19 protein-coding genes and 1 pseudogene are annotated in these 19396 nt (G+C 58.0%); 15 read left to right on the plus strand and 5 right to left on the minus strand.

The window, feature by feature from the left end:
* The first annotated feature begins 21 nt into the window (after positions 1-21).
* Both ABF824_RS06665 and ABF824_RS06670 read left to right on the plus strand, forming a co-directional pair.
* Entirely contained in the window at positions 22-1011 is a 990-nt protein-coding gene (locus tag ABF824_RS06665; protein WP_415487309.1) for a LysR family transcriptional regulator, read from the plus strand.
* A gap of 54 nt (positions 1012-1065) precedes the next feature.
* Complete coding sequence (locus ABF824_RS06670) at positions 1066-2583, plus strand: replicative DNA helicase (protein ID WP_415487311.1); 1518 nt, start codon at positions 1066-1068, stop codon at positions 2581-2583.
* A 29-nt stretch (positions 2584-2612) separates the two neighbouring features.
* Here ABF824_RS06670 and ABF824_RS06675 read toward each other — a convergent pair whose 3' ends face one another.
* Positions 2613-3434 (minus strand): hypothetical protein, encoded by an 822-nt coding sequence (locus ABF824_RS06675; protein ID WP_415487313.1) that lies wholly within the window; start codon positions 3432-3434, stop codon positions 2613-2615.
* 462 nt (positions 3435-3896) lie between these two features.
* Complete coding sequence (locus ABF824_RS06680) at positions 3897-5672, minus strand: hypothetical protein (RefSeq protein WP_415487315.1); 1776 nt, start codon at positions 5670-5672, stop codon at positions 3897-3899.
* A 231-nt stretch (positions 5673-5903) separates the two neighbouring features.
* Here ABF824_RS06680 and ABF824_RS06685 point away from each other — a divergent pair, with 231 nt between their 5' ends.
* Together ABF824_RS06685 and ABF824_RS06690 are read left to right on the plus strand one after the other, a co-directional pair.
* Complete coding sequence (locus tag ABF824_RS06685; RefSeq protein WP_415487317.1) at positions 5904-6590, plus strand: hypothetical protein; 687 nt, start codon at positions 5904-5906, stop codon at positions 6588-6590.
* Between the two features lie 303 nt (positions 6591-6893).
* On the plus strand, positions 6894-9278 hold the full coding sequence (locus ABF824_RS06690) for a TonB-dependent siderophore receptor (RefSeq protein WP_415487319.1): 2385 nt from the start codon (positions 6894-6896) through the stop codon (positions 9276-9278).
* A gap of 195 nt (positions 9279-9473) precedes the next feature.
* Here ABF824_RS06690 and ABF824_RS06695 read toward each other — a convergent pair whose 3' ends face one another.
* Both ABF824_RS06695 and rpsU read right to left on the minus strand, forming a co-directional pair.
* Positions 9474-9995, minus strand: coding sequence for a GNAT family N-acetyltransferase (locus ABF824_RS06695; RefSeq protein WP_415487321.1), 522 nt, complete (start codon positions 9993-9995; stop codon positions 9474-9476).
* 106 nt (positions 9996-10101) lie between these two features.
* The gene (rpsU, locus tag ABF824_RS06700) at positions 10102-10305 is read right to left on the minus strand and encodes a 30S ribosomal protein S21 (RefSeq protein WP_146887076.1); all 204 of its coding nucleotides are present in this window, start codon (positions 10303-10305) and stop codon (positions 10102-10104) included.
* Between the two features lie 203 nt (positions 10306-10508).
* On the opposite strand from rpsU, the gene def reads away from it, so the two are divergent.
* From def to ABF824_RS06725, 5 genes are read left to right on the plus strand one after another with little or no spacing between them, the layout of a single operon-like run.
* Positions 10509-11060: a peptide deformylase gene (gene def / locus ABF824_RS06705; RefSeq protein ID WP_415487324.1), complete on the plus strand. Its 552-nt coding sequence runs from the start codon at positions 10509-10511 to the stop codon at positions 11058-11060.
* Positions 11060-11722, plus strand: coding sequence for a hypothetical protein (locus ABF824_RS06710; protein ID WP_415487326.1), 663 nt, complete (start codon positions 11060-11062; stop codon positions 11720-11722). Before def ends, ABF824_RS06710 begins: the two co-directional genes overlap by 1 nt.
* On the plus strand, positions 11719-12279 hold the full coding sequence (locus tag ABF824_RS06715) for a MarR family winged helix-turn-helix transcriptional regulator (RefSeq protein ID WP_415487328.1): 561 nt from the start codon (positions 11719-11721) through the stop codon (positions 12277-12279). Before ABF824_RS06710 ends, ABF824_RS06715 begins: the two co-directional genes overlap by 4 nt.
* A 7-nt stretch (positions 12280-12286) precedes the next feature.
* Entirely contained in the window at positions 12287-13024 is a 738-nt protein-coding gene (locus ABF824_RS06720) for a response regulator (protein ID WP_415487342.1), read from the plus strand.
* Positions 13025-13030: 6 nt separating this feature from the next.
* Positions 13031-14395, plus strand: a complete 1365-nt coding sequence (locus ABF824_RS06725; protein ID WP_415487330.1) for an ATP-binding protein — start codon at positions 13031-13033, stop codon at positions 14393-14395.
* A gap of 32 nt (positions 14396-14427) precedes the next feature.
* Here the strand turns inward: ABF824_RS06725 and ABF824_RS06730 are convergent, their stop codons facing one another.
* Entirely contained in the window at positions 14428-14961 is a 534-nt protein-coding gene (locus ABF824_RS06730; protein WP_415487344.1) for an outer membrane protein assembly factor BamE, read from the minus strand.
* A gap of 228 nt (positions 14962-15189) precedes the next feature.
* Here ABF824_RS06730 and ABF824_RS06735 point away from each other — a divergent pair, with 228 nt between their 5' ends.
* The 6 genes and pseudogenes from ABF824_RS06735 to ABF824_RS06760 form a co-directional block, all read left to right on the plus strand.
* On the plus strand, positions 15190-15777 hold the full coding sequence (locus ABF824_RS06735; protein WP_415487332.1) for a YceD family protein: 588 nt from the start codon (positions 15190-15192) through the stop codon (positions 15775-15777).
* 155 nt (positions 15778-15932) lie between these two features.
* Positions 15933-16136, plus strand: a complete 204-nt coding sequence (rpmF, locus tag ABF824_RS06740; protein ID WP_415487334.1) for a 50S ribosomal protein L32 — start codon at positions 15933-15935, stop codon at positions 16134-16136.
* A gap of 78 nt (positions 16137-16214) precedes the next feature.
* The gene (gene plsX, locus ABF824_RS06745) at positions 16215-17315 is read left to right on the plus strand and encodes a phosphate acyltransferase PlsX (protein WP_415487336.1); all 1101 of its coding nucleotides are present in this window, start codon (positions 16215-16217) and stop codon (positions 17313-17315) included.
* 78 nt (positions 17316-17393) lie between these two features.
* Entirely contained in the window at positions 17394-18359 is a 966-nt protein-coding gene (locus ABF824_RS06750) for a beta-ketoacyl-ACP synthase III (protein ID WP_415487338.1), read from the plus strand.
* Between the two features lie 63 nt (positions 18360-18422).
* Positions 18423-18731, plus strand: a complete 309-nt coding sequence (locus ABF824_RS06755) for an integration host factor subunit alpha (protein ID WP_415487340.1) — start codon at positions 18423-18425, stop codon at positions 18729-18731.
* Between the two features lie 56 nt (positions 18732-18787).
* Positions 18788-19015 (plus strand): annotated as a pseudogene (locus ABF824_RS06760) (MerR family transcriptional regulator); the annotation flags it as partial.
* Positions 19016-19396: the final 381 nt, after the last annotated feature.

Genomic DNA, 19396 nt, shown 5'->3' on the forward strand with positions numbered 1-19396 from the left:
GCATGAGGGAATGATATCGATGTGACAACGAAAGGGCGCGCCGTGAAGCTTCATCGCCAGTTGCCGCCCCTCCGGCTCATCATCGTGTTTCAGGCTATCGCGCAGTATCGCAACCTCTCCACCGCCGCCCGCGCGCTCAACGTCTCGCAACCCGCCATCAGCAAGTCGCTGCGTGAACTCGAGAACTGGATCGGTACGCCGCTTGTCGATCGCACACGCCGCCCTCTCGGCTTAACAACCTGCGGAGACGTGCTGCTCGCCGCAACGGAAAGCGGCCTGAAACTGATCGCGGACGCCATTGAGGAAATCACTCGCCTGCATGACGAGCAGGACAAGACCCTCAAAATCTCCTGCTCGATGGGTTTCGCCACCTACTGGCTGATGAAACGGCTGCCGACCTTCACCACATGCTGGCCGTCCATCGCCGTCAACATTCTCACAACACCGCATGACATGGCGCCCGACGCGCCTCATGCCGATGTGATGTTCCGTTACGGACACGGCAACTGGACGGATGGCGAGGTGATCTTCCTCTTCCATGAGCGGATCGAGCCGGTAGCCAGTCCGGAATTCGTGGAAAACGCCCCGCTTTCCCCCGGCAGTCTGGCCAACATTCCCCTGATTCATGTCGATGTCGATGACGCCTCATGGCGAAGCTGGAACGGCTATCTGACCCACATGGGTTTCCCCCTTCATGCCACCGAAAAGGACATGCGTTTCAACAACTACGTTCAGGCCACACAGGCCACCCTGCACGGGCTGGGCGTCATGCTGGGATGGCGTTCGATCACAGGGGATCTGGTGAGTGAGGGACGCCTCCGTCCCGTCGGACTGCCGTCCATGGTGCCGGAAGAACACGCCTATTACATCGTCGTGCCGAAATGGAGCCGAACCAGTCCTTCCGTGCAGCGCTTTGTGAAATGGGTGCTGCAGGTGATCGAAGAGGAAAGGACGAACGCGCCCCCGACCGCCCTCTCACCTGAGCCGCAGGATCGTATTCTGGAACCGTGAATGCACTCGCCTCTGTGCGCCTCCTTCCCCGGATGATAAACAGGCGGGGTGAACATGATTGATGCCCCCGATTCCTCCGCTCCTCCCACTGACGGCGCACTCCTTGGTGTTTCGCTGCGTCAGCCGCCCTCCAATGTGGACGCCGAACAGGCGCTCCTCGGCGCGCTACTGACCAACAACAAGGCCTATGACCGCGTCTCTGACTTCCTGACCGGCGCGCATTTCGCCAACCGGGTGAACGGCGCGATCTATGACGCCATCGCCAAGCGCATCGAAGCGGGCATGCTGGCCGATCCGGTCACGCTCCGCGCCACGCTGGAAAATTCGGGCATCCTCGATGAGGTCGGCGGCCTCCCCTACCTCGCCCGCCTGCTGACGGCGACGGTCGGCATCATCAACGCCGGCGACTATGGCCGCGCGATTCACGACGCCTGGATTCGCCGCCAGCTGATCGACATCGGGGAGACCATCGTCAACAGCGCGTTCGGCAGCAACGATCTCGACGGGCAGGACCAGATCGCCGCCGGTGAGGAGCAGCTTTTCCGACTGGCTACCGACAAGGGGCAGGACGGCGGCTTCACCGGCTTCGACCGGGCGCTCGCCTCCGCCATCGAAACCGCCGAAAAAGCCTTCCGCAACGAAGGCGACGTGTCCGGCCTCACCTCCGGCCTGCGCGACTTCGACAAGAAGACCGGCGGCCTGCATCCGTCCGATCTGCTGATCCTCGCCGGTCGTCCCGCCATGGGCAAGACCGCGCTCGCCACCAAGATCGCCTTCTCCGCTGCCCGCGCCCTGCAGAATGCCGCCCGTGAAAAGGGCGAAGGCGTGCAGCCGGAAGGCGCCGTGGCGATCTTCTCGCTCGAAATGTCGTCCGAACAGCTCGCCACACGTATTCTCTCCGAGCAGGCCGAGGTCTCCGGTGAGCGTATCCGTCGCGGCGACATCGGACAGAAGGAATTCGACCGGTTCGTGCGCGTCAGTCGTGAACTGACCCAGCTTCCACTGGTGATCGACGACACCCCCGCCATCTCGCTGTCGGCCATGCGCACGCGCTGCCGCCGCCTGAAGCGGACCAAGGGGTTGAGCCTCGTGGTGGTCGATTACCTCCAGCTCATGCGGCCCGCCGTCGGCACGCGTCCGGACAACCGCGTGCTCGAAATCTCGATGATCACGCAGGGTCTGAAGGCCATCGCCAAGGAACTGGAAGTGCCGGTCATCGCACTCTCCCAGCTTTCCCGTCAGGTGGAAAGCCGCGAAGATAAACGTCCGATGCTGTCCGATCTGCGTGAATCAGGCTCGATTGAGCAGGACGCCGACGCCGTGATGTTCGTTTATCGTGACGAATACTATCTTCAGCAGCGTGAGCCGAAGGAAACGGCCTACGATTCCATGGAGAAATATCAGGCGGCGCTGGAGGAGTGGGGCCGCAAAATGGAACTTGTCCACAACAAGGCGGAACTGATCCTCGAAAAGCAGCGTCACGGTCCCACAGGCACCGTGCAACTTTACTTCGAAGGCCAGTACACGCGCTTTGCGGATCTGGATATGATCCATGAGGATTATCGGGGATAGCGTACCGCCGGGGCAGTTTCTGACAAGGTTCAGGATGTTCCGTGTCTCATCATGCGCCGCATTCGGTTGTCGGCGTGTGGATTGAGATAATGAAACACGGCAGTGGCGCGGATCTCGTCATGATCACAGGGTTCATTGGCGTGCACTGAGCGGTAGCCCCAGAAGAAATAGATATTTCCCGGACTCATCCTTATCCGCGTCGGTCGCAGGGAACCTGACCGGCAGCCGCGTTTCAGCAGGGTCTGCGTCAGACGATTGTCGAGCAATATTTTGTCCATCAGATTGGTCAGGTAGTTCTTTCTGATGCGCCGCTGATTGGGAAACATGATCAGGTCGCCTGTCTGACCCTTTGAGGGCATCAGAACCGGGACGAGGGCGGTTACAACATACGAATCATAATGGAAAAAATAAGCATGCTGGTCGCCAGTGCGACCGGAAAGACAGCGTAGCAACTGGTAGCATGCTTTTTCCGGCGCGGATTTTCCAGTGCCCAAACGATAGATCGTGCGGCACGCCTGATTGAATTCGGGAGAAAGGGACAATGCTTCCAGAAAGGTGCCACTGACAGGCTGATTACCCTCAAAGGCAACATATTCACCGCCAGCGTCAGCCACCTTTCGCATGATAAAGGCCTGCAACGCCAACATCTGCGCATCGTCGATACAATTCTCCGCTACGCCGAAGCCGGTCTGGTTCATATCCTTGACGATGCGCGCTAGAGTGGTCTCGGGTAGATTGGGAAAAACCGGGGAGAGGGAAGGTTTTTCCATCAAGACTGAGACCATCTCGGATGGCGATAGATCTCCGCTTACAGTCTTGTATCCGACAAACGCCGCCTCAGCCTTGTTCATTTTTTTGCTCCAGTGGCGTGGCCACCTTGAATTGGACGCAACGGTTCTTGTGCCACTGCAAGCTCTGCGTCTGGCACTCGTCCCGTTGAGGCATTTTCGATCGTTGGATGGAGTCGAAGTTTGAATAAATCTTTTTATTGAACAGGAACCGTAAGAACGTATGCGGTCTTCTTGAGATACTCTATCGGGAGGCGCTCTTCTGTTGTCTGTCGTCGGGATTGTGCAATGTTGTGGAAAAAAACTGCAAGTAAAAAGCGAACGCCGTTCACCACGAATCTGTGTTTACCACGCCATTACAGACACAATACGGGCAGAGCGCACGGGTGCCGTGGCGCTGCTCCGCCTTATGGTCGATTCTGGCCCTAAAATTGGGCTGCTTTAAAGAATAGCGGTCCTCAACTTAAACAATCAAGTTTCTGAAAAGTATTTCCAGAAATGGAGTGTTAAAATTGTTACTTTTGGTTACCATTTGTCTCCATTACTGACACGGTGCCAGCTATTGGGGGCCACACACGAATAAATATACCGCGCGTCCAGTTTCATCTCGCCCGGTGAGCAGGGTGCATGACTGCTGGCAGGCGTGCCGAATGGAATGACCAGTTGACGGCTGGCGGCCAGCGTCTGTGCTGCCATTGTATGACGGACAATAGCGTTGCCTGAGCCATCGAACACCACATTACAACTGGTGTCGGACTGCTGATAGCCGCAAAAGGCGAACCCGTTGTGATTACTGCTGGGGTTCAGTTCGATATGTTCCTGCATCACGCCATCGACCTTGCGGTCTCTGATGTGTCCACCCGTCTTGCCGTCGATTTCCACCCCGAGGCTGGTGGTGATGGCGTCATAATCGCCGTTCGGCGTGTTACGGGTGTTCCAGAAGGTCAGTCGGTCCCAGTGTCCCGGATAGCCATATCCACGGATGGTCCGCTGGGCGAATTCGGCGAGAATGGCTTGCGAGCCTGCGCCGTTTTCCGTTCCCCCGAAATCATTGGCGTAGAAAGAAGGACTGGTGAAGGGAATGGTCCAGTATTCGCCTCCCATCTTGTAGGCGATGGACGTGGCGCCTTCGGAATCGAAATTATAGCTGTCCATCTTGGGGATATAGTCGAGCGCCTTTCCGTCGCCGCCCGGTTTACGATAGTCGATGAGCAGGCCGTTGATGCCTGATCTGTAATTCTTGGGGTCTCTGCCCCAGAGATCGATTTCCGCGAACTCGGAAAGACGGAGCTGACTGTTCCTGCCTCCGGTCGGGTTGTTCACGTCGCCCGGAGGGGCGTTGGGTGTGGGTGCCGGTCCTTCAACGGAAGCATAAAGCCCGACGGACTTCGTATAGCCGCCGAACATGACGGCTGGCGCGTTATAGCTGGCCCATTCCCGGTCGAGTGCAGGACTGCTGCCATCGACGGTGTCCTTGCCGGGTACAAGGTTTTTATGGAACCCCCCTTCAAAGACCTGCCAGCCACCTTGGAGGGTAAAGCCCGTAACCCGGCCCATGTCGTCCGTCGCATAAGACGAAACGATTCCCACGAAATTGGGAAAGGCGCAGCGTGAACGGGCACATCCCAGTTCGTTGGTGATGACGCGCATCCCGGAGCCGCGTTGTGTCAGCCAGCGGGATATGGCGATGGGAAGCGGGGTGGAAAACGTTGTACCCTCTCTGCTGAAATGGGGCGCATGGTCACCGCCATCGTCATAGGGCGAGGTGGAATCCTGTCCTGCGGCAGTAGCGGTGAAAATAGGGGTGGCTCCAACCGTTCTCAATGTCAGGGCGGCTGCGTCGAAATGATCGTAGCCCGCGATCTGTTCTGCCGAGCCCGGCCCGATGCCGGGAGCTTCCCCGGCCATGTTCTGACCACCCATGCCGATGCCCACACAGGTGCCTTGCCAGTCACCACCGTAGGGATAGCAATGCTCGGCCAGCGGCACGCTGTCATATTCCTGCGCACCCCCCAGTCGCAGATGCGTCGGCGTCATCGGATCGACCTGCGGGACATTGCACCCCGCGCCTTCGCAGCCCCATGAATGGCCACGTCCGAAGCGGATGGGATGATTGCCGTACTGACGCAGCCCCAGAGCAGGCCACTGAAAATTCTGGGTCACGGCGCTGGAGGAGAGACCATTCCCATCAGATGGCAGAGAATCTGGTGCGACAGGTGGTGGAGCATTCATGTCCCACGCCAGAGCTGGTGTCGCTCCCATACAAACCGATGCCATCAGGAGGGCCCAGCGCTTTACCATCGTTCTTTCTCCGCGAGACTGGTCTTCGCCGATGAGTGTGTCAGACGAAGGGAATGGAAAAAAGATCACGGTGATTGGCAAAAGGAAAGCATGGGCGTCTGGTGTCTGACATGCGGATGCGTGTTTTAGCGGCTTGAATTTTCAAAAGAGTTTCAGATGGCGTTGATGCTATATTGGTTTCAGTCAGGATGCCGGTTGTAATATGCCGCAGTAAATCAAAGGAAGATTGTCTTGCGGAGTATGGATTTCAGTTCGCTGCATAGTGCATTGGTCACGATTATCGGCCTGACATTACTGACTCTGCTTGGTGTGGGCGTCCGTCTTGTCATGATGCTGACTATCCAGCAGCGCAGAGAACGCCTGAACCGCCAGATCAATGAGCGGATCAGAACACTTATTGCGGCTTACAAGACTTTAGGAGGTTCCTTCACGGGGGATCTGAGCGTCAGCCCATTGCATCTGAAGGATATAAAGCAGCGTAATGGCAACTCCGAAGATGTGGCGCCTCTCGAATTATCGGGGAGTTCGGAGCGGGCCCGGCGCATCCGGGACGCTGTTGAATCCGCTTTGTCCGATATTATTCTCCTCGGAACGGAAGAGCATGTCCGTTTGGCCGTGAAGGCCGCGTCAGAACTGGCGCAAGGACGGAATGTGCACACGCATGATCTTGTTGTCGCGCTGCGTGACTTCATCCGCAAGGCACTGGATATCGAACGCATACCGTCTGACCTGAAACTTCCCCGCCAAGGTCCGAGCAGACCGTCTGGCTCGGGAGGCAGGGAAAAGGGAGAAGGCGGCAAAGACGGCGGCGGTAAAGGCGGTGGCGAAGGAGGTATGGGCGGCGGCATGGGGGGCAATATGAGCGGTGGTATGGCTTCCGATCAGGAGTCAGGCGCGGAAGCCAGCCATCATATGTGAGTCTGAAAACTGCTATCTTCGACGAAGCCAGAGCGATCAGCATCGCTCTGCCGGATGGGCGATATGGCCACCCTGAATCGGACAGCTTTGCATTCCCCCGATTTTTCGGTGGCATGAAGAATCGGCTCATTACTGCCATTTTCGGCCATGCCAGTGCCGCAACTGTATTATTCTTGCATCACTCTGTGATTATATTGCCTCATATACAGGTTTATGCACCGAGATATATAGACAACCCTGTCTCCGGCCCGGCAGAAGGATCGCATCTGTTGCTTTCTTTTAATATCCGGACTCGCCTGATCTATGCACGATCGTTTTCACAGTTTTTTCGTCACCGGAACGTTTGGCGCCCTTCTGCTGACAACTTCGGCGTTGGCTGCAACGCCTGCGCCCACGCAGCAGAACACGACCGACAAGCCGGTCGCCGTAAAAAAAGCGGCTGTTTCCAAAACACCTGCAACCAAGCCGTCTTCGTCCAAAGCGGTCGCCACGACGACCCCCATTGCCGGGATATTGGACGGCTCCAATGGCGAAACGCTGAACGTTCATGGTCACCATGCCGCAGACGGCACTGGTGCCAAATACATGAACAAGATCGTCTATCTGGGTCCGCTGGGTAATCGGGATACACTGGACACGCCTTACTCCGTCATGGGTGTCACGCATGACGTTGTGGTCAACCAGCAGGTTCGTAACCTCAACGATCTGGCTGAGTATCTGCCCTCCGTGCAGTTGGAAATCCGCGGTGATCCAAACACGTCCCGTCCGCAGTCACGCGGGTTCGAGGCGGATGTTGTTTCCAACTCCCGTCTTGATGGACTGAACGTGGTGTCCACAACGCCATATCCGGCGGAGTGGGTCGACAACCTGCAGGTGCTCAACGGGCTTGCTGGCGCGATGTACGGACCCCAGAATCCGGCGGGCGTTTTTGAATACACGCTGAAACGTCCAACGGATCGGCGGACCGAGCGGCTTTCAGTCGGAGTGGATTCCGTCGGCACGCCTACCGTCAATGGCGATATTTCCGGTCGACTGGGCAGGAATGGGTGGTTTGGCTACCGCCTGAACATGCTGCATGCCGATGGCACTGCTTATACGCAGGGAAGTTCGGTGCGCCGTGAAATGGTCAGTGGCGATTTCGATTTCCATCTGGACGACAAGACCGTTATCGAAATTGACGCCAGCCACTACACTTATGACCAGCGCGGAACAGCGCCCGGCTTTGGTATTCCGGCGACCGGTGTGGGCGGCAGCAAACTGCCCGAAGCGCCTGACCTGAGCAAACGCCTGGCTCCCGAGTGGAGCGGTTATAACATGGAAACCAATACTTTCCTTGGCAAGATCCGGCACCAGATCAACAAGGATTGGAGCTTCACACTCGGCGGATTGTATCAGGATGCAGCACGACAGGCCTTTGGTGTGGCCGATACGTTGTGCGATGGGGGTAAGACCTGTTCTGGCCTGACCGGCAGCAATGGATGGTTCAGCTCAAAAGCAACCGCAACAACCACGGCCAATGATTTCCGTGTTGGCAGTAACATGGCTTATTTCAATGGTCGTGTTCACACGGGCCCGATCACACATGATCTGGTCATCGGCACCAACGGCTACATGATGGGCAATTACAATCCCACGGGTGCTGTGACGAGTGCGCAGAATCTGGGTGTGCACAATCTTTATGGCGCGTCACCTTCCGGTGGAACGCAGCCTTATTATCATGGGCGCTATAAATCCAGCAGTGTGATGACGCAGTCCTTCATCGTGGGCGATACGCTGCGGATAAACGAACATTGGTCGATCATGGGAACGCTGGCCTGGAGCTGGATCCATCAGGAAGGCGCACTCAATGCCAGCAGTCCGCTCAGAAAAACCTTTGCGACGTCAGCAGCTTTCAGTCCGACCACCAGTCTGATCTATAAGCCGACCAAAAATCAGACCTTCTATTTTACCTATGGTCGGTCGGTTGAAGCTGGTCCGGTGACGCCCAATAACGCAAGTTATACCAACACGAACATTGCTCTCCCGATCGCGCATTCCGAAGAATACGAAGTCGGCTACAAGGTGCGTTATCAGAAAATGCAGTTCAACGTTGCCGGTTTCCGGATGACGTCACCTTACGCCATGTATGTTGCAGCTGCGGATCCTACGGGCTGTGCTGCCAAGACGAACTGCCAGACCTATCAATACGGTGGCACACAGCGCAATTATGGTGTGGAAGCCCAGATCTCGGGTGAAGTGTTGCCCAATCTGTCTGTTCTTGCTGGCATGACCTGGCTGGATGCTGAACTGGTTGGGGCGTCTTCTTCCACTCTCAACAGAAAAGAGATTGTAGGCGCAGCCCCTCTGCAGGCCAATCTTCTGCTGGACTATCGTCTGCCCGCATCGCTTGGATCCTTCGCATCCGGGTGGGCTTTCACTGCCAATGTCCATTATATGGGTAACCGTGCAGCCAACGTTACCAACACGTTGCACACCGGCTCTTACACGACTCTGCAACTTGGAACGCGTTATGCTTTCCACGTCGCCCGTTTCCCGTGGGTGGCGCGTTTCGGAGTTAGCAACGTTACAAACGAGCGCTACTGGTCTTCAGTCTTTACAGGTGCACCCAGCGGCACCTCGGGAGCAGCCTCAACTTTGTATGCGGGCCTGCCGCGCGTTTATCACTTCACTCTGTCGGCGGAGTTCTGAAGACCTTTCGGGGATTATCAATCCGACATTGGACAGGCCCATCACACTCTGTGATGGGCCTGTTTTCATTTTTAAATCCCTCGTGGCGCTCCAGATGGTTTTTCCACAGACCTTTTTTTGACGGCATTGAAAAGCAGGAAAAATGCAGCAGAAGTGCCGGAACTATGTCAGTGTCGGGAGTGCGTTCTCAATCCATTATTCGTGGAACAGTCGATAAAGGACGTGGCGGCGAAGCGGATGCCTGTGAGGCACACGGGGATGGTCGAAATCATCGTCAGGATCATGCTGCATACCGAGCTTCTCCATGACACGTCGTGATTTGCAATTGGCCGGCACAGTGATGGCCATAATTTCAGGCAGCTCCAGCACATCAAATCCATACTGTAGACACGCCGCTGCGGCCTCAGGGGCGTAACCATGTCCCCCGAAAGACGCGCGATACGCCAGCCTGGGTGTGAAGGGAACATTGTAGGCGATCTTGCGCAGGCCCACAGTTCCAACGAATGCTGCATCTTCCTTGCGTTCAGCGGCCCAGAAACAGAAGCCGTGTTCCTGCATGTGAGCAATCTGGTCATCGATCCATGCACCAAGCGCCTGTTCACGCTTGAGGGGCAGCATGAACTCCATGACGGTGGGATCTTCCGACATGTCTACAAATGGGTGATGGTCAGAGTCCCTCCATGGGCGCCGGATAAGTCTTTCCGTCTGGATGTTCATTCCAGGGGGGCCTGCAATGTGAAGGAGAGGGCTGCAACCACAAAAAAACCGGCTTCCTTGCGAAAGCCGGTTTTCCAGTCCGTATCAGAATACGAAGTAAAAGGTCTTAGAAGCCTTCGCGCTCGAGACGCTTGCGCTCCATCTTGCGGGCGCGGCGCACAGCCTCGGCAGCCTCACGCGCACGACGCTCGGACGGCTTCTCATAGTGACGACGAAGCTTCATCTCACGGAAAAGCCCCTCGCGCTGCATCTTCTTCTTGAGTGCCTTGAGAGCCTGATCGACATTGTTGTCGCGAACGAGAACCTGCACTGGCTAGTCATCTCCTGAAAGAACCGGCTGGTTTTTCGCTGCCGATCCATGAATTTGTGTTGTCGCGCGACTCCGAATGGAAACACGCATCAAAGTGGCGGGCTGCTTACCACACACGAACGGTAAAAGACAAATCGAATTCGCAGGCGTTCCCGTGTCGATGAAAGGCAGGCTATCCTGCCGGACGATAAAGGAAACAGGACATGACATTGCTGAAGATCGCCCGGATGGGTCATCCGGTGCTGCTGAGGAAGGCCGATCCCGTTGAGAATGTGATGGATCCTGCAGTGCAGGGATTCATCGATGATATGATTGAAACGATGCATGATGCGGGTGGCGTCGGTCTGGCGGCCCCACAAGTGCATGTTTCGAAAAGAATTTTTGTCTACTACGTACCGGAGGCAAGACAGGAGGAAGGTGAGGACGCGCCTTCTGGCGTGCGGGTGCTCATCAATCCGGTGCTGACGCCGGTGGGGGATGAGCAGGTGTTGCGCATGGAGGGATGTCTGTCCATTCCGGGATTGCGCGGCTGGGTTCCGCGCTACATGCAGGTCAAGTATGAAGGACTGGATCGGGAGGGAAAGCCCGTTTCTGGCGTGGCGCGCGGGTTCCACGCAAACGTGATCCAGCATGAGGCGGATCATCTCGATGGTGTTCTTTATCCGATGAGGATGACAGATCTTGGCCTGATGGGCTTTGATGCGGAAGCCAGCCGGTTCCTGACGCCGGAGACCATTGCGGGACAGGATGTGTGATGTTTGGAAAATTAGGCGTTCTTCAGTTTGTGGCAGGCGCTGGATATGGCCTGCTTCAGGGGGTTACCCCGCCCACACTGGAGCATTCGCCAGAACGGGACGAGGCGCTCCGTGCGCTCGCTACCGTAGCGGGCGAGAAGGGCTGGACCATCGCGGCGCTCCGCGAAGTGGCGGGCAAGGACGCGGACCTGCTTTTTCCGGGTGGGCGTGTCGAACTGATCGAAGCCTGGGCTGATCTGGCTGATCGTGAAATGGTCGAACGTGTGCGGTTCGCTATCGACGAGGGCGAGTGTTCGCGCCTGAGCCAACGCGTGCGCAGGGCAGTGCTTGAGCGGCTGGCGCTGTTGGAGCCCTATCGCGCTGCCGAACGGCGCGCCGCCACGTTCCTGCTGTCTCCCTGTCAGAAAGGCGTGGCGCCCCGTATTCTTGGTCGGACTGTCAACGCCATCTGGTTCGCGGCGGAAGACATGTCGGGCGGTGTGACATGGGCGACGAAGCGTCTGACTTTATCCACCATCTATCTGCCGACATTTCTGGCGTGGCTGGGTGGAGCCGACCGTGCTGTCGTGGAGCATGTTCTCGATTCAGGATTGGCAAATGTGCGTCGGTTTGGTGAACTCAAACAGCGCGTGTTCAAGCGGCCAGCGGCGCAGGCGGCGTGACCCGGTTCGGCGTTACTCGCTCGGGAAACGAGAGCGTCGCGGGTGAAGGCGTCCTTTTTCTTCGGGAGCAGCAGGTCAGATTCGCACAGGAACTGATGGTGCTGGCGGGACTGGATCTGGCCCAGACTTTGGCGCCTTTGCTGGAGGAATGTGGGCTGGGAGGCGCGCAGTATCGCGCTTTGCAGATGCTGGCGTTTCGGCCCGGGCTGACGGTGGGTGCGTTGCAGACGGTTCTGGGCGTTACGAAACAGAGTCTCGCGCGCACACTGGCGGAGCTCCAGGAGCGGGGGCTGGTGATTGCCGAACAGGGGAGCCAGGATCGTCGGCAGCGGTTTCTTTCTCTCACCGATGCGGGGCGGGGGATTGAAGGGCGCCTGTTTTCGGTCCAGCGTGAATGGATGGTCGCGGCTTACCGTAATGCGGGCAGTGATGCAGTGCAGGGATTCCGTAAGGTTCTCGAAGGTATGTTGTCCGAACGCAGCCGGGATTTTCTGGCCCGGGGTGAGAGGAAAACAAAGGAGATGACAGGCAAGGGAGGTCGGGTGGATGGCGGTTAATGACGCGATGTATGGGGAAGACGAAGAACGCGCCTCCACAGTGCGCGAGGATGGTTCGGGCGCGCATGTGCTCGTGGTGGATGATGATCCACGCCTAAGACGTCTGCTGCATCGTTATCTGCTGGAAAGCGGTTTCCGTGTGACGAGCGCCGCGTCTGCGGGTGAGGCGCGTCAGGCTCTTGGTTTCATGCTGCCCGATGCCGTGGTTCTGGATGTGACCATGCCGGGGGAGGACGGGCTTGAACTGACCCGCGCGTTGAGACAGCAGGGGCTCGATATTCCTATCCTGCTGCTGACCGCACGTGGCGAGCCTGAGGACCGTATCACCGGGCTGGAGGCTGGCGCGGATGATTATCTCGGCAAGCCGTTCGAGCCGCGCGAATTGCTGCTGCGTCTGAAGGCGCATCTGCGCCGTCTGACACCCGCCGCTCCGTCCGATAATCTGCGCATCGTGCGGCTAGGGGCTCTCGAGTTCGACCCCAATCGCGGCATTCTTTCCGGCGAAGGGGGCACGGTGCATCTGACGGGCGGTGAGGCGGCTCTGTTGGCTGTCCTGTCGCGTCGACCCAACGAGGTGCTTTCCCGCGAGGAGATCGCGGCTGCGCTCGATATGAGCGAGATCGGCGAGCGTGCGGTGGATGTGCAGGTGACGCGCCTGCGCCGTCGTATCGAGACCGATCCCCGTGAGCCGCGCTACCTGCATACCATTCGTGGCAAGGGCTACGTGCTCAAGCCCGGAATCTGAGGCCGTATGCGTGGCTGGCGCACGTTCTGGAGCGATGATCGCATTGACCGGTCCGTGCGCCGTGTTCTGCCGACATCGTTTCTCGGCCGGTCGCTGCTGATCGTTCTTGTGCCGATTCTGGTCACGCAGGGCATCGCGCTGGAACTGTTCTACGGCAACTACCTGCATGTCATGTCGCGGCGCATGTCGGAAAGCATTGTCGCGGAAATCGGTCTGTCACTCGACCTGCTCGAACGTTATCACGCCCGGGGCGACCGTGACTGGCTGGCGCGTCAGGTCCGCAGTCGCACGCAGCTTGCTCTGGAATGGCACCAGAGCGCACACCTCACGAAGCAGGGCTCCACCCATGTGCTGGGCCCCATGGATGAAGATCTCGTCCATGCGCTGGAAACCACCATTTCCTACCCGTTCTTTGTCGACTGGCTGACGGATGAACATCACGTCTTCATCATGATCCAGTTGCCGGATGGCGTGCTGAAGGTAGATGCCCCCCGTAAACGCCTTGATGTCGGGCAGCTCTGGCTGTTTGTGCTGTGGGCGTTGGGTGGGTCGCTTCTGCTGTTCGCCATCGCGGCCCTCTTCATGCGCAATCAGGTGCGTGCCGTGCGCAGGCTGGCCAAGGCAGCGGAACAGTTCGGGCTAGGGCGCGATATCGGGCCGATTCGGCTGGAAGGCGCACGAGAGGTGCGCAAGGCCGCCGTGGCCTTCAATCGCATGCAGGAAAGAATATCACGCTTCGTGATCCAGCGTACGGCGGTGCTGGCCGGTGTGTCGCACGATCTTCGCACGCCGTTGACCCGTCTTCGTCTGTCGCTGGCCATGCTGCCTCATTCCGGAACCATTGAGACATCCGTTCTGCAGGAAGATGTGAACGACATGATCGGGGATGTTGCGGAGATGGAAAGGCTGATCGAGAGCTACCTTTCCTTCGCGCGCGGAGAAGGGGCGGAGGAGCCGCAGGAGATCGACGTGGCGGCTCTGCTGGATGATGTGGCGGCTGCGGCCCTCCGCAGCGGCATTCGTCGCTGCGATGTCTCCTGTGATCCGGGGCTGACACTGGAAGCACGCCCGGATGCGCTGCGGCGGATGTTGGCGAATCTGGTGGAGAATGCACGGCGTCTCGATGCGGGCGTCTGGCTCACCGGCTATGGCGAAGATCGCAACATCGTGCTGGAGGTCGACGATGATGGTCCCGGCATTCCCGCTGACCGGCGGGAGGAAGTGTTCCGCGCCTTCACCAGCGGCAAGCGGGGAGGAACCGGACTAGGACTGACGATCGTGCGGGATATCGTGCGCGCTCACGGTGGCGATATAAAACTGGACGCCAGTGTGAAAGGCGGTCTGAACGTCCGGATTACACTGCCACGTTAAATGAAGCTGGATGTTGCTCCAGCGTCAGCTCATCAGGGCAGGGTATTGCCCGCACCGCCATGTCCCGGGCCACCATTCATGCTGCCCATCATGCCGGAATTGCTACCACCACCAAACGAGCTGTTGTTCATCATGCCCTGCATCGGGTTGTAGCGCCCGACATTGCCAAGGATTTCCTGAAGAACATTGATTTTGGTGCCCGGCGTAGGCGTCGTGTCACCGACCATCCCGGGATGCTTGGCGTCTTTCAGACCAAGCGTCCGCATGGTCCGCAGCGTGCCGCCCTGATCAAAATTGAGGACCACCACCTGCTGCTTCGTGACGTGAGGGAAGTTTGCAGGCGTCGGCGCCGTCATCATGGACACATAGATCCATGTGTTGTCGTCGAACGTGGCTTTGGTCGTGGGTGAACCGAGCAGATCCAGCGCATCGGCACGATTGCTGACCCCGGGCTTCAGCTGGTTGTAGTCATCCGCTTCAATCAGCGAGCCGCGCGGCATTGGAGAGTTCTGCACCAGAGCGCAGCCGGAAAGAGCGAACAGGCCACCGGTCAGGCTCATTGCCATAAGCATCTGTCTGCCCCATGTGAAGGAGCGGACTGTCTTCTGGCTTCGGGCGGAAGGCTGACGCTTCGACATGACGCGGGTCTGTTCTCTCCGGGAGTTGAGTGCCGAGGCACTTGAGGTGTTAAAGCACAAGGAGCGGGTGCCCGATAGAGTGTTTTCTGTCAATCTGCTCATGTTTGGCTCGGCCGGTCGTCTAATGACGATTCCGGGCAACTAAGGAGGGCTGCGATGACCACGTCCGGTATGTTTGAACTGTCTCGTCCCGTGCTCGTCAGGACGCTGCGAGATGCAACCGTGGATGCGCCACGGGAGATTGTGGTGACGGCATCGGCCAAGGAGTGTGAGCGTATTGCCGCGCGGCTCGGCCTGCCGCAGGTGGCGGCCCTGTCATGTCGTTACGAACTGCATTCCGAATTCAGGGGCAACATACTGGCGGAGGGAGCCCTGACGGCAAAGCTCAGTCAGGTCTGTGTGCGCACGCTTGAAGAATTCGAGGATGTGATCGGAGAGCGGTTCACGCTCCGATTCGTTCCTGAGTCCCGATTCAGGGAAGAGGACAGTTTCGGTTCTCTGGGTGAAAATCTGGATAGCATCGATGAAATTCCCTATGACGGCACCACGATTGATCTGGGTGAGGCGACGGTGGAGCAGTTATCGCTGATCCTCGATCCTTATCCCCGGCGGCCCGGAGACGGGCTTCCCAAGGGAATTCTCAGCGAGGATGACGCATCCCTGCTGGAAGAAGAGCAGGCTGCTGAAGAAGGTGAACGCAATCCGTTTGCGGCGCTGGACAAGCTTCGGCGCGAGAAAAAATAGGGCCTCTGCATGGAGCGCAGGGCAATCTGTTCCTTCTGAGTCCTTGCGGAAGTGGTGCTGGTCTGTTAGAGGCCCGCCCTCAATTGTAGTGTTATCCGGCAGCCGTCCAGAACGGGTGGTTTCCGGATGTCGTCGTTTCGGAGGGGCTTGGACCCATGGCTGTACCTAAAAGAAAAACGTCACCTTCCCGTCGTGGTATGCGTCGTAGCCATGAGGCTCTTCGTGCCGAGGCTTATGCCGAATGTGGAAACTGCGGTGAGCTGAAGCGCCCGCACAATATCTGCAGCCACTGCGGCCACTATGACGGTCGTGAAGTGATTGCGTCCGGCAAGGCCCTGAAGGTTGCTGTCCGCGCCTGATAGCGGTTTCTGTGGTTTGACGATTGGCATCCCAGATATGGAGGCTTCGTTCCTCGTGCATGCAGGACGGGCGTCCTGATGAATGAAACGGAGCGCTCCGGCGTGACATCAGACGATCAGGCCTGTTCTTTCTCTCTGGCAGTCGATGCCATGGGAGGCGATGGTGGGCCGGAAATGGTTGTGGCGGGTCTGGCTATGGCGGCCGACCGTCATCCGGGTGCGCGCATACTCCTCGTGGGTGATGAGCGCCGCCTGAAATCTTTGCTGGCAAAGCATCCCAAGGCGGCTGCGATCTGCACCGTGCGGCATGCACCGTCTTCCATCAGCATGGATATGAAACCGACCACCGCTCTGCGGGTGCGTGATTCTTCCATGCGGCTGGTGATGAACGCCGTGTCGGAAGGAGAAGCCGCTGGTGTGGTCTCCGCTGGCAACAGCGGTGCGATGCTGGCTTTGGCCAAGATCGTCATCAAGACGCTTCCCGGTATTTCCCGTCCGGCTATGGCCGCCATCAGTCCGAGCATGAAGGGTGATGTCGTCATGCTGGATCTGGGTGCCAATGTCGGGTGCGACTGGCGCAATCTGGTCGAATTTGCAGTTATGGGTGAGGCCTTCGCCAAGGCCGTGCTCGGCCTTCCTTCCCCGACCATCGGCCTTCTCAATGTAGGCGCCGAGGAACTGAAGGGCGACGAAAAGCTCCGGCATGCTGCCGACGTATTGCGTGACAGTCCGCTGGCCAACCAGTTTCACGGTTTTGTCGAGGGGCATGACATCACGGCCGGAACAACGGACGTGGTGGTGACGGACGGCTTTACCGGTAATGTCGCTCTGAAGACCGGAGAGGGCACCATGAAAATGGCGTCCGGTCTGTTCCGGCAGGTGTTTACGAGCAGTCTGGCCGGTCGTCTGGCTTACCTGCTCGTGCGTCCTGCTCTTGGGCGGATGAAGGACTGGCTCGATCCCCGGCGTTATAATGGTGCGGTTTTTGTCGGCCTGAATGGTGTTGTGGTGAAGTCTCATGGCGGTACGGACGCCGAGGGTTTTGCCTCGGCCGTTGATGTGGCCATGGACATGGTGACCCATCATTTCAACGAAGGTATTCGTGACAGGCTTGTCCACATGACGTCCCTGACGGCGACTCGTCCAGTCGTCGAGAGCCAGCGTCAGTCGGTCGCGTGATCGTTGTATTCTAAACAGTCTTTTTGACGAAAACAGCGCAGGCGTAATGACGTCGTCTGTGTCGTGAAGGTGTGTCGGATGACAGTACGATCCCTGCTTGTCGGTGTTGGCAGTTATCTCCCCGAACGAATTGTGACCAACGACGAGCTTTCGGAACGTCTCGATACCTCCGATGACTGGATACGTGGCCGAACGGGCATCCGTCAGCGACACATCGTAGGCGAAGGCGAGACGGCTGTTTCAATGGGCGCACGTGCCGCCCAGCGAGCACTGGACTTCGCCGGAATCGATCCGCTCGAAGTCGATGCCGTCATTCTGGCGACCTCCACCCCGGATCAGGTTTTTCCCGCGACGGCCGTTCGCGTGATGAACGATCTTGGCGTGAAAAATGGCTTCGGCTTTGATATCGCCGCCGCCTGTTCCGGTTTTATTTATGCCCTTTCCACGGCGGATGCATTCATCCGTGCCGGGAACGCGAAATGCGTCGTGGTCATTGGCAGCGAAGTCTATTCCCGCATTCTCGACTGGTCCGATCGTGGGACCGCTGTGCTGTTCGGTGATGGCGCGGGTGCTGTTGTCCTGCGTGCCACTGACAAACCGGATGAGAACGGGGTTCTGACCACGCATCTGCATGCTGATGGTTCCACGGGTGACATCCTGTATGTTGATGGCGCGGTGGGTGTTCCCAACTGTAGTGCCCATCTCAAGATGAACGGCCGGGAAGTCTTTCGTCATGCCGTGGGCAAGCTGGCTTCTTCCGTTGACGAAGCGCTGGAATCGGTCGGCATGACATACGCTGATGTATCATGGCTTGTGCCGCATCAGGCCAATATCCGGATTATCGACGGCGTTGCCCGCAAGTTGCAAATGCCAAAGGAGCGGGTGGTCGTGACTGTTGACCGTCACGCCAATACTTCGGCGGCATCGATTCCGCTGGCGCTGGATGAAGCCGTGCGTGATGGCCGCATCAAACAGGGCGATCTCGTTCTGATGGAAGCGCTTGGTGGTGGCCTCACATGGGGATCGGCGCTCGTCAGGATGTAATCCTTTTTCGTCTTGTGATGCAGGATGAATTGACGAGCCGTATGAGCGTGTTACTTTGGCATCATGACGACAGTGACGCGCGCCAGTCTGGCAGAACAGATCTATACTCAGGTAGGGCTGTCCCGGAGTGAGTCCGTGGCGCTTCTTGAGGCCGTGCTTGAGACGATGTCCAGCGCGCTGGAATCAGGTGAATCCGTAAAAATTAGTGGCTTCGGAACCTTTATGGTCCGCCGCAAAGGACGCCGGAGCGGTCGCAATCCGAAAACCGGGGTCGAAATTCCCATTCTGCCGCGTTCCGTCATTTCGTTTCGTCCCAGCCAGATTCTGCGGTCGCGCGTGAATGGCACGTCCGTTGAGGACGAATCCGAATGAGCACTGATCAGGATGAAAACCCTGTCGATGAGACGGATGTCGAATTTCGTGGTCGCAAAGGCCCGCTTGCTTTCCGGACAATCAGTGAGGTCGCTGACGAACTGAAGGTTCCGCAGCATGTCCTGCGTTTCTGGGAAACACGATTCGATCAGGTGCGTCCTCTGAAGCGCGGTGGTGGTCGTCGTTACTACCGTCCGGAAGATGTCGATCTTCTGCGGCGTATCGCCACGTTGCTTTACGTCAAAGGGTACACCATCAAGGGTGTTCAGCGCGTGCTGCGTGAGAAGGGTGCTGAGGGCCTTGAGGACGAAGTCAGTGGTGATTACGCGCCGGTAGCGGAGGACGCGGCGAGCGATGCCGTTACCGAGCCGGAAGAAACTGTCGCAGTTTCTCAGCCCGAGCCGGAAATCGTCACGATGACCGTGACGGTACGTGACGAAAAAACCGACGCGGAACACACGCGAATGCGTTCCAGTCTGGAGCATATTCTTTCCCGGCTTGTGGATATGCGGACAGCTATCGCCGCCCAGAACTGATTCTCTTTCAGCGAGCCAGAACATCCCTTGTGGTGGTGGGGCAAGCCTGCTAGAGAATGCGCGTTCATTACTGACGGGCAGTAGCGCAGCCTGGTAGCGCATCAGTCTGGGGGACTGGGGGTCGTGGGT

It is taken from the genome of Acetobacter sp., assembly GCF_047721705.1.
Classification (GTDB): domain Bacteria; phylum Pseudomonadota; class Alphaproteobacteria; order Acetobacterales; family Acetobacteraceae; genus Acetobacter.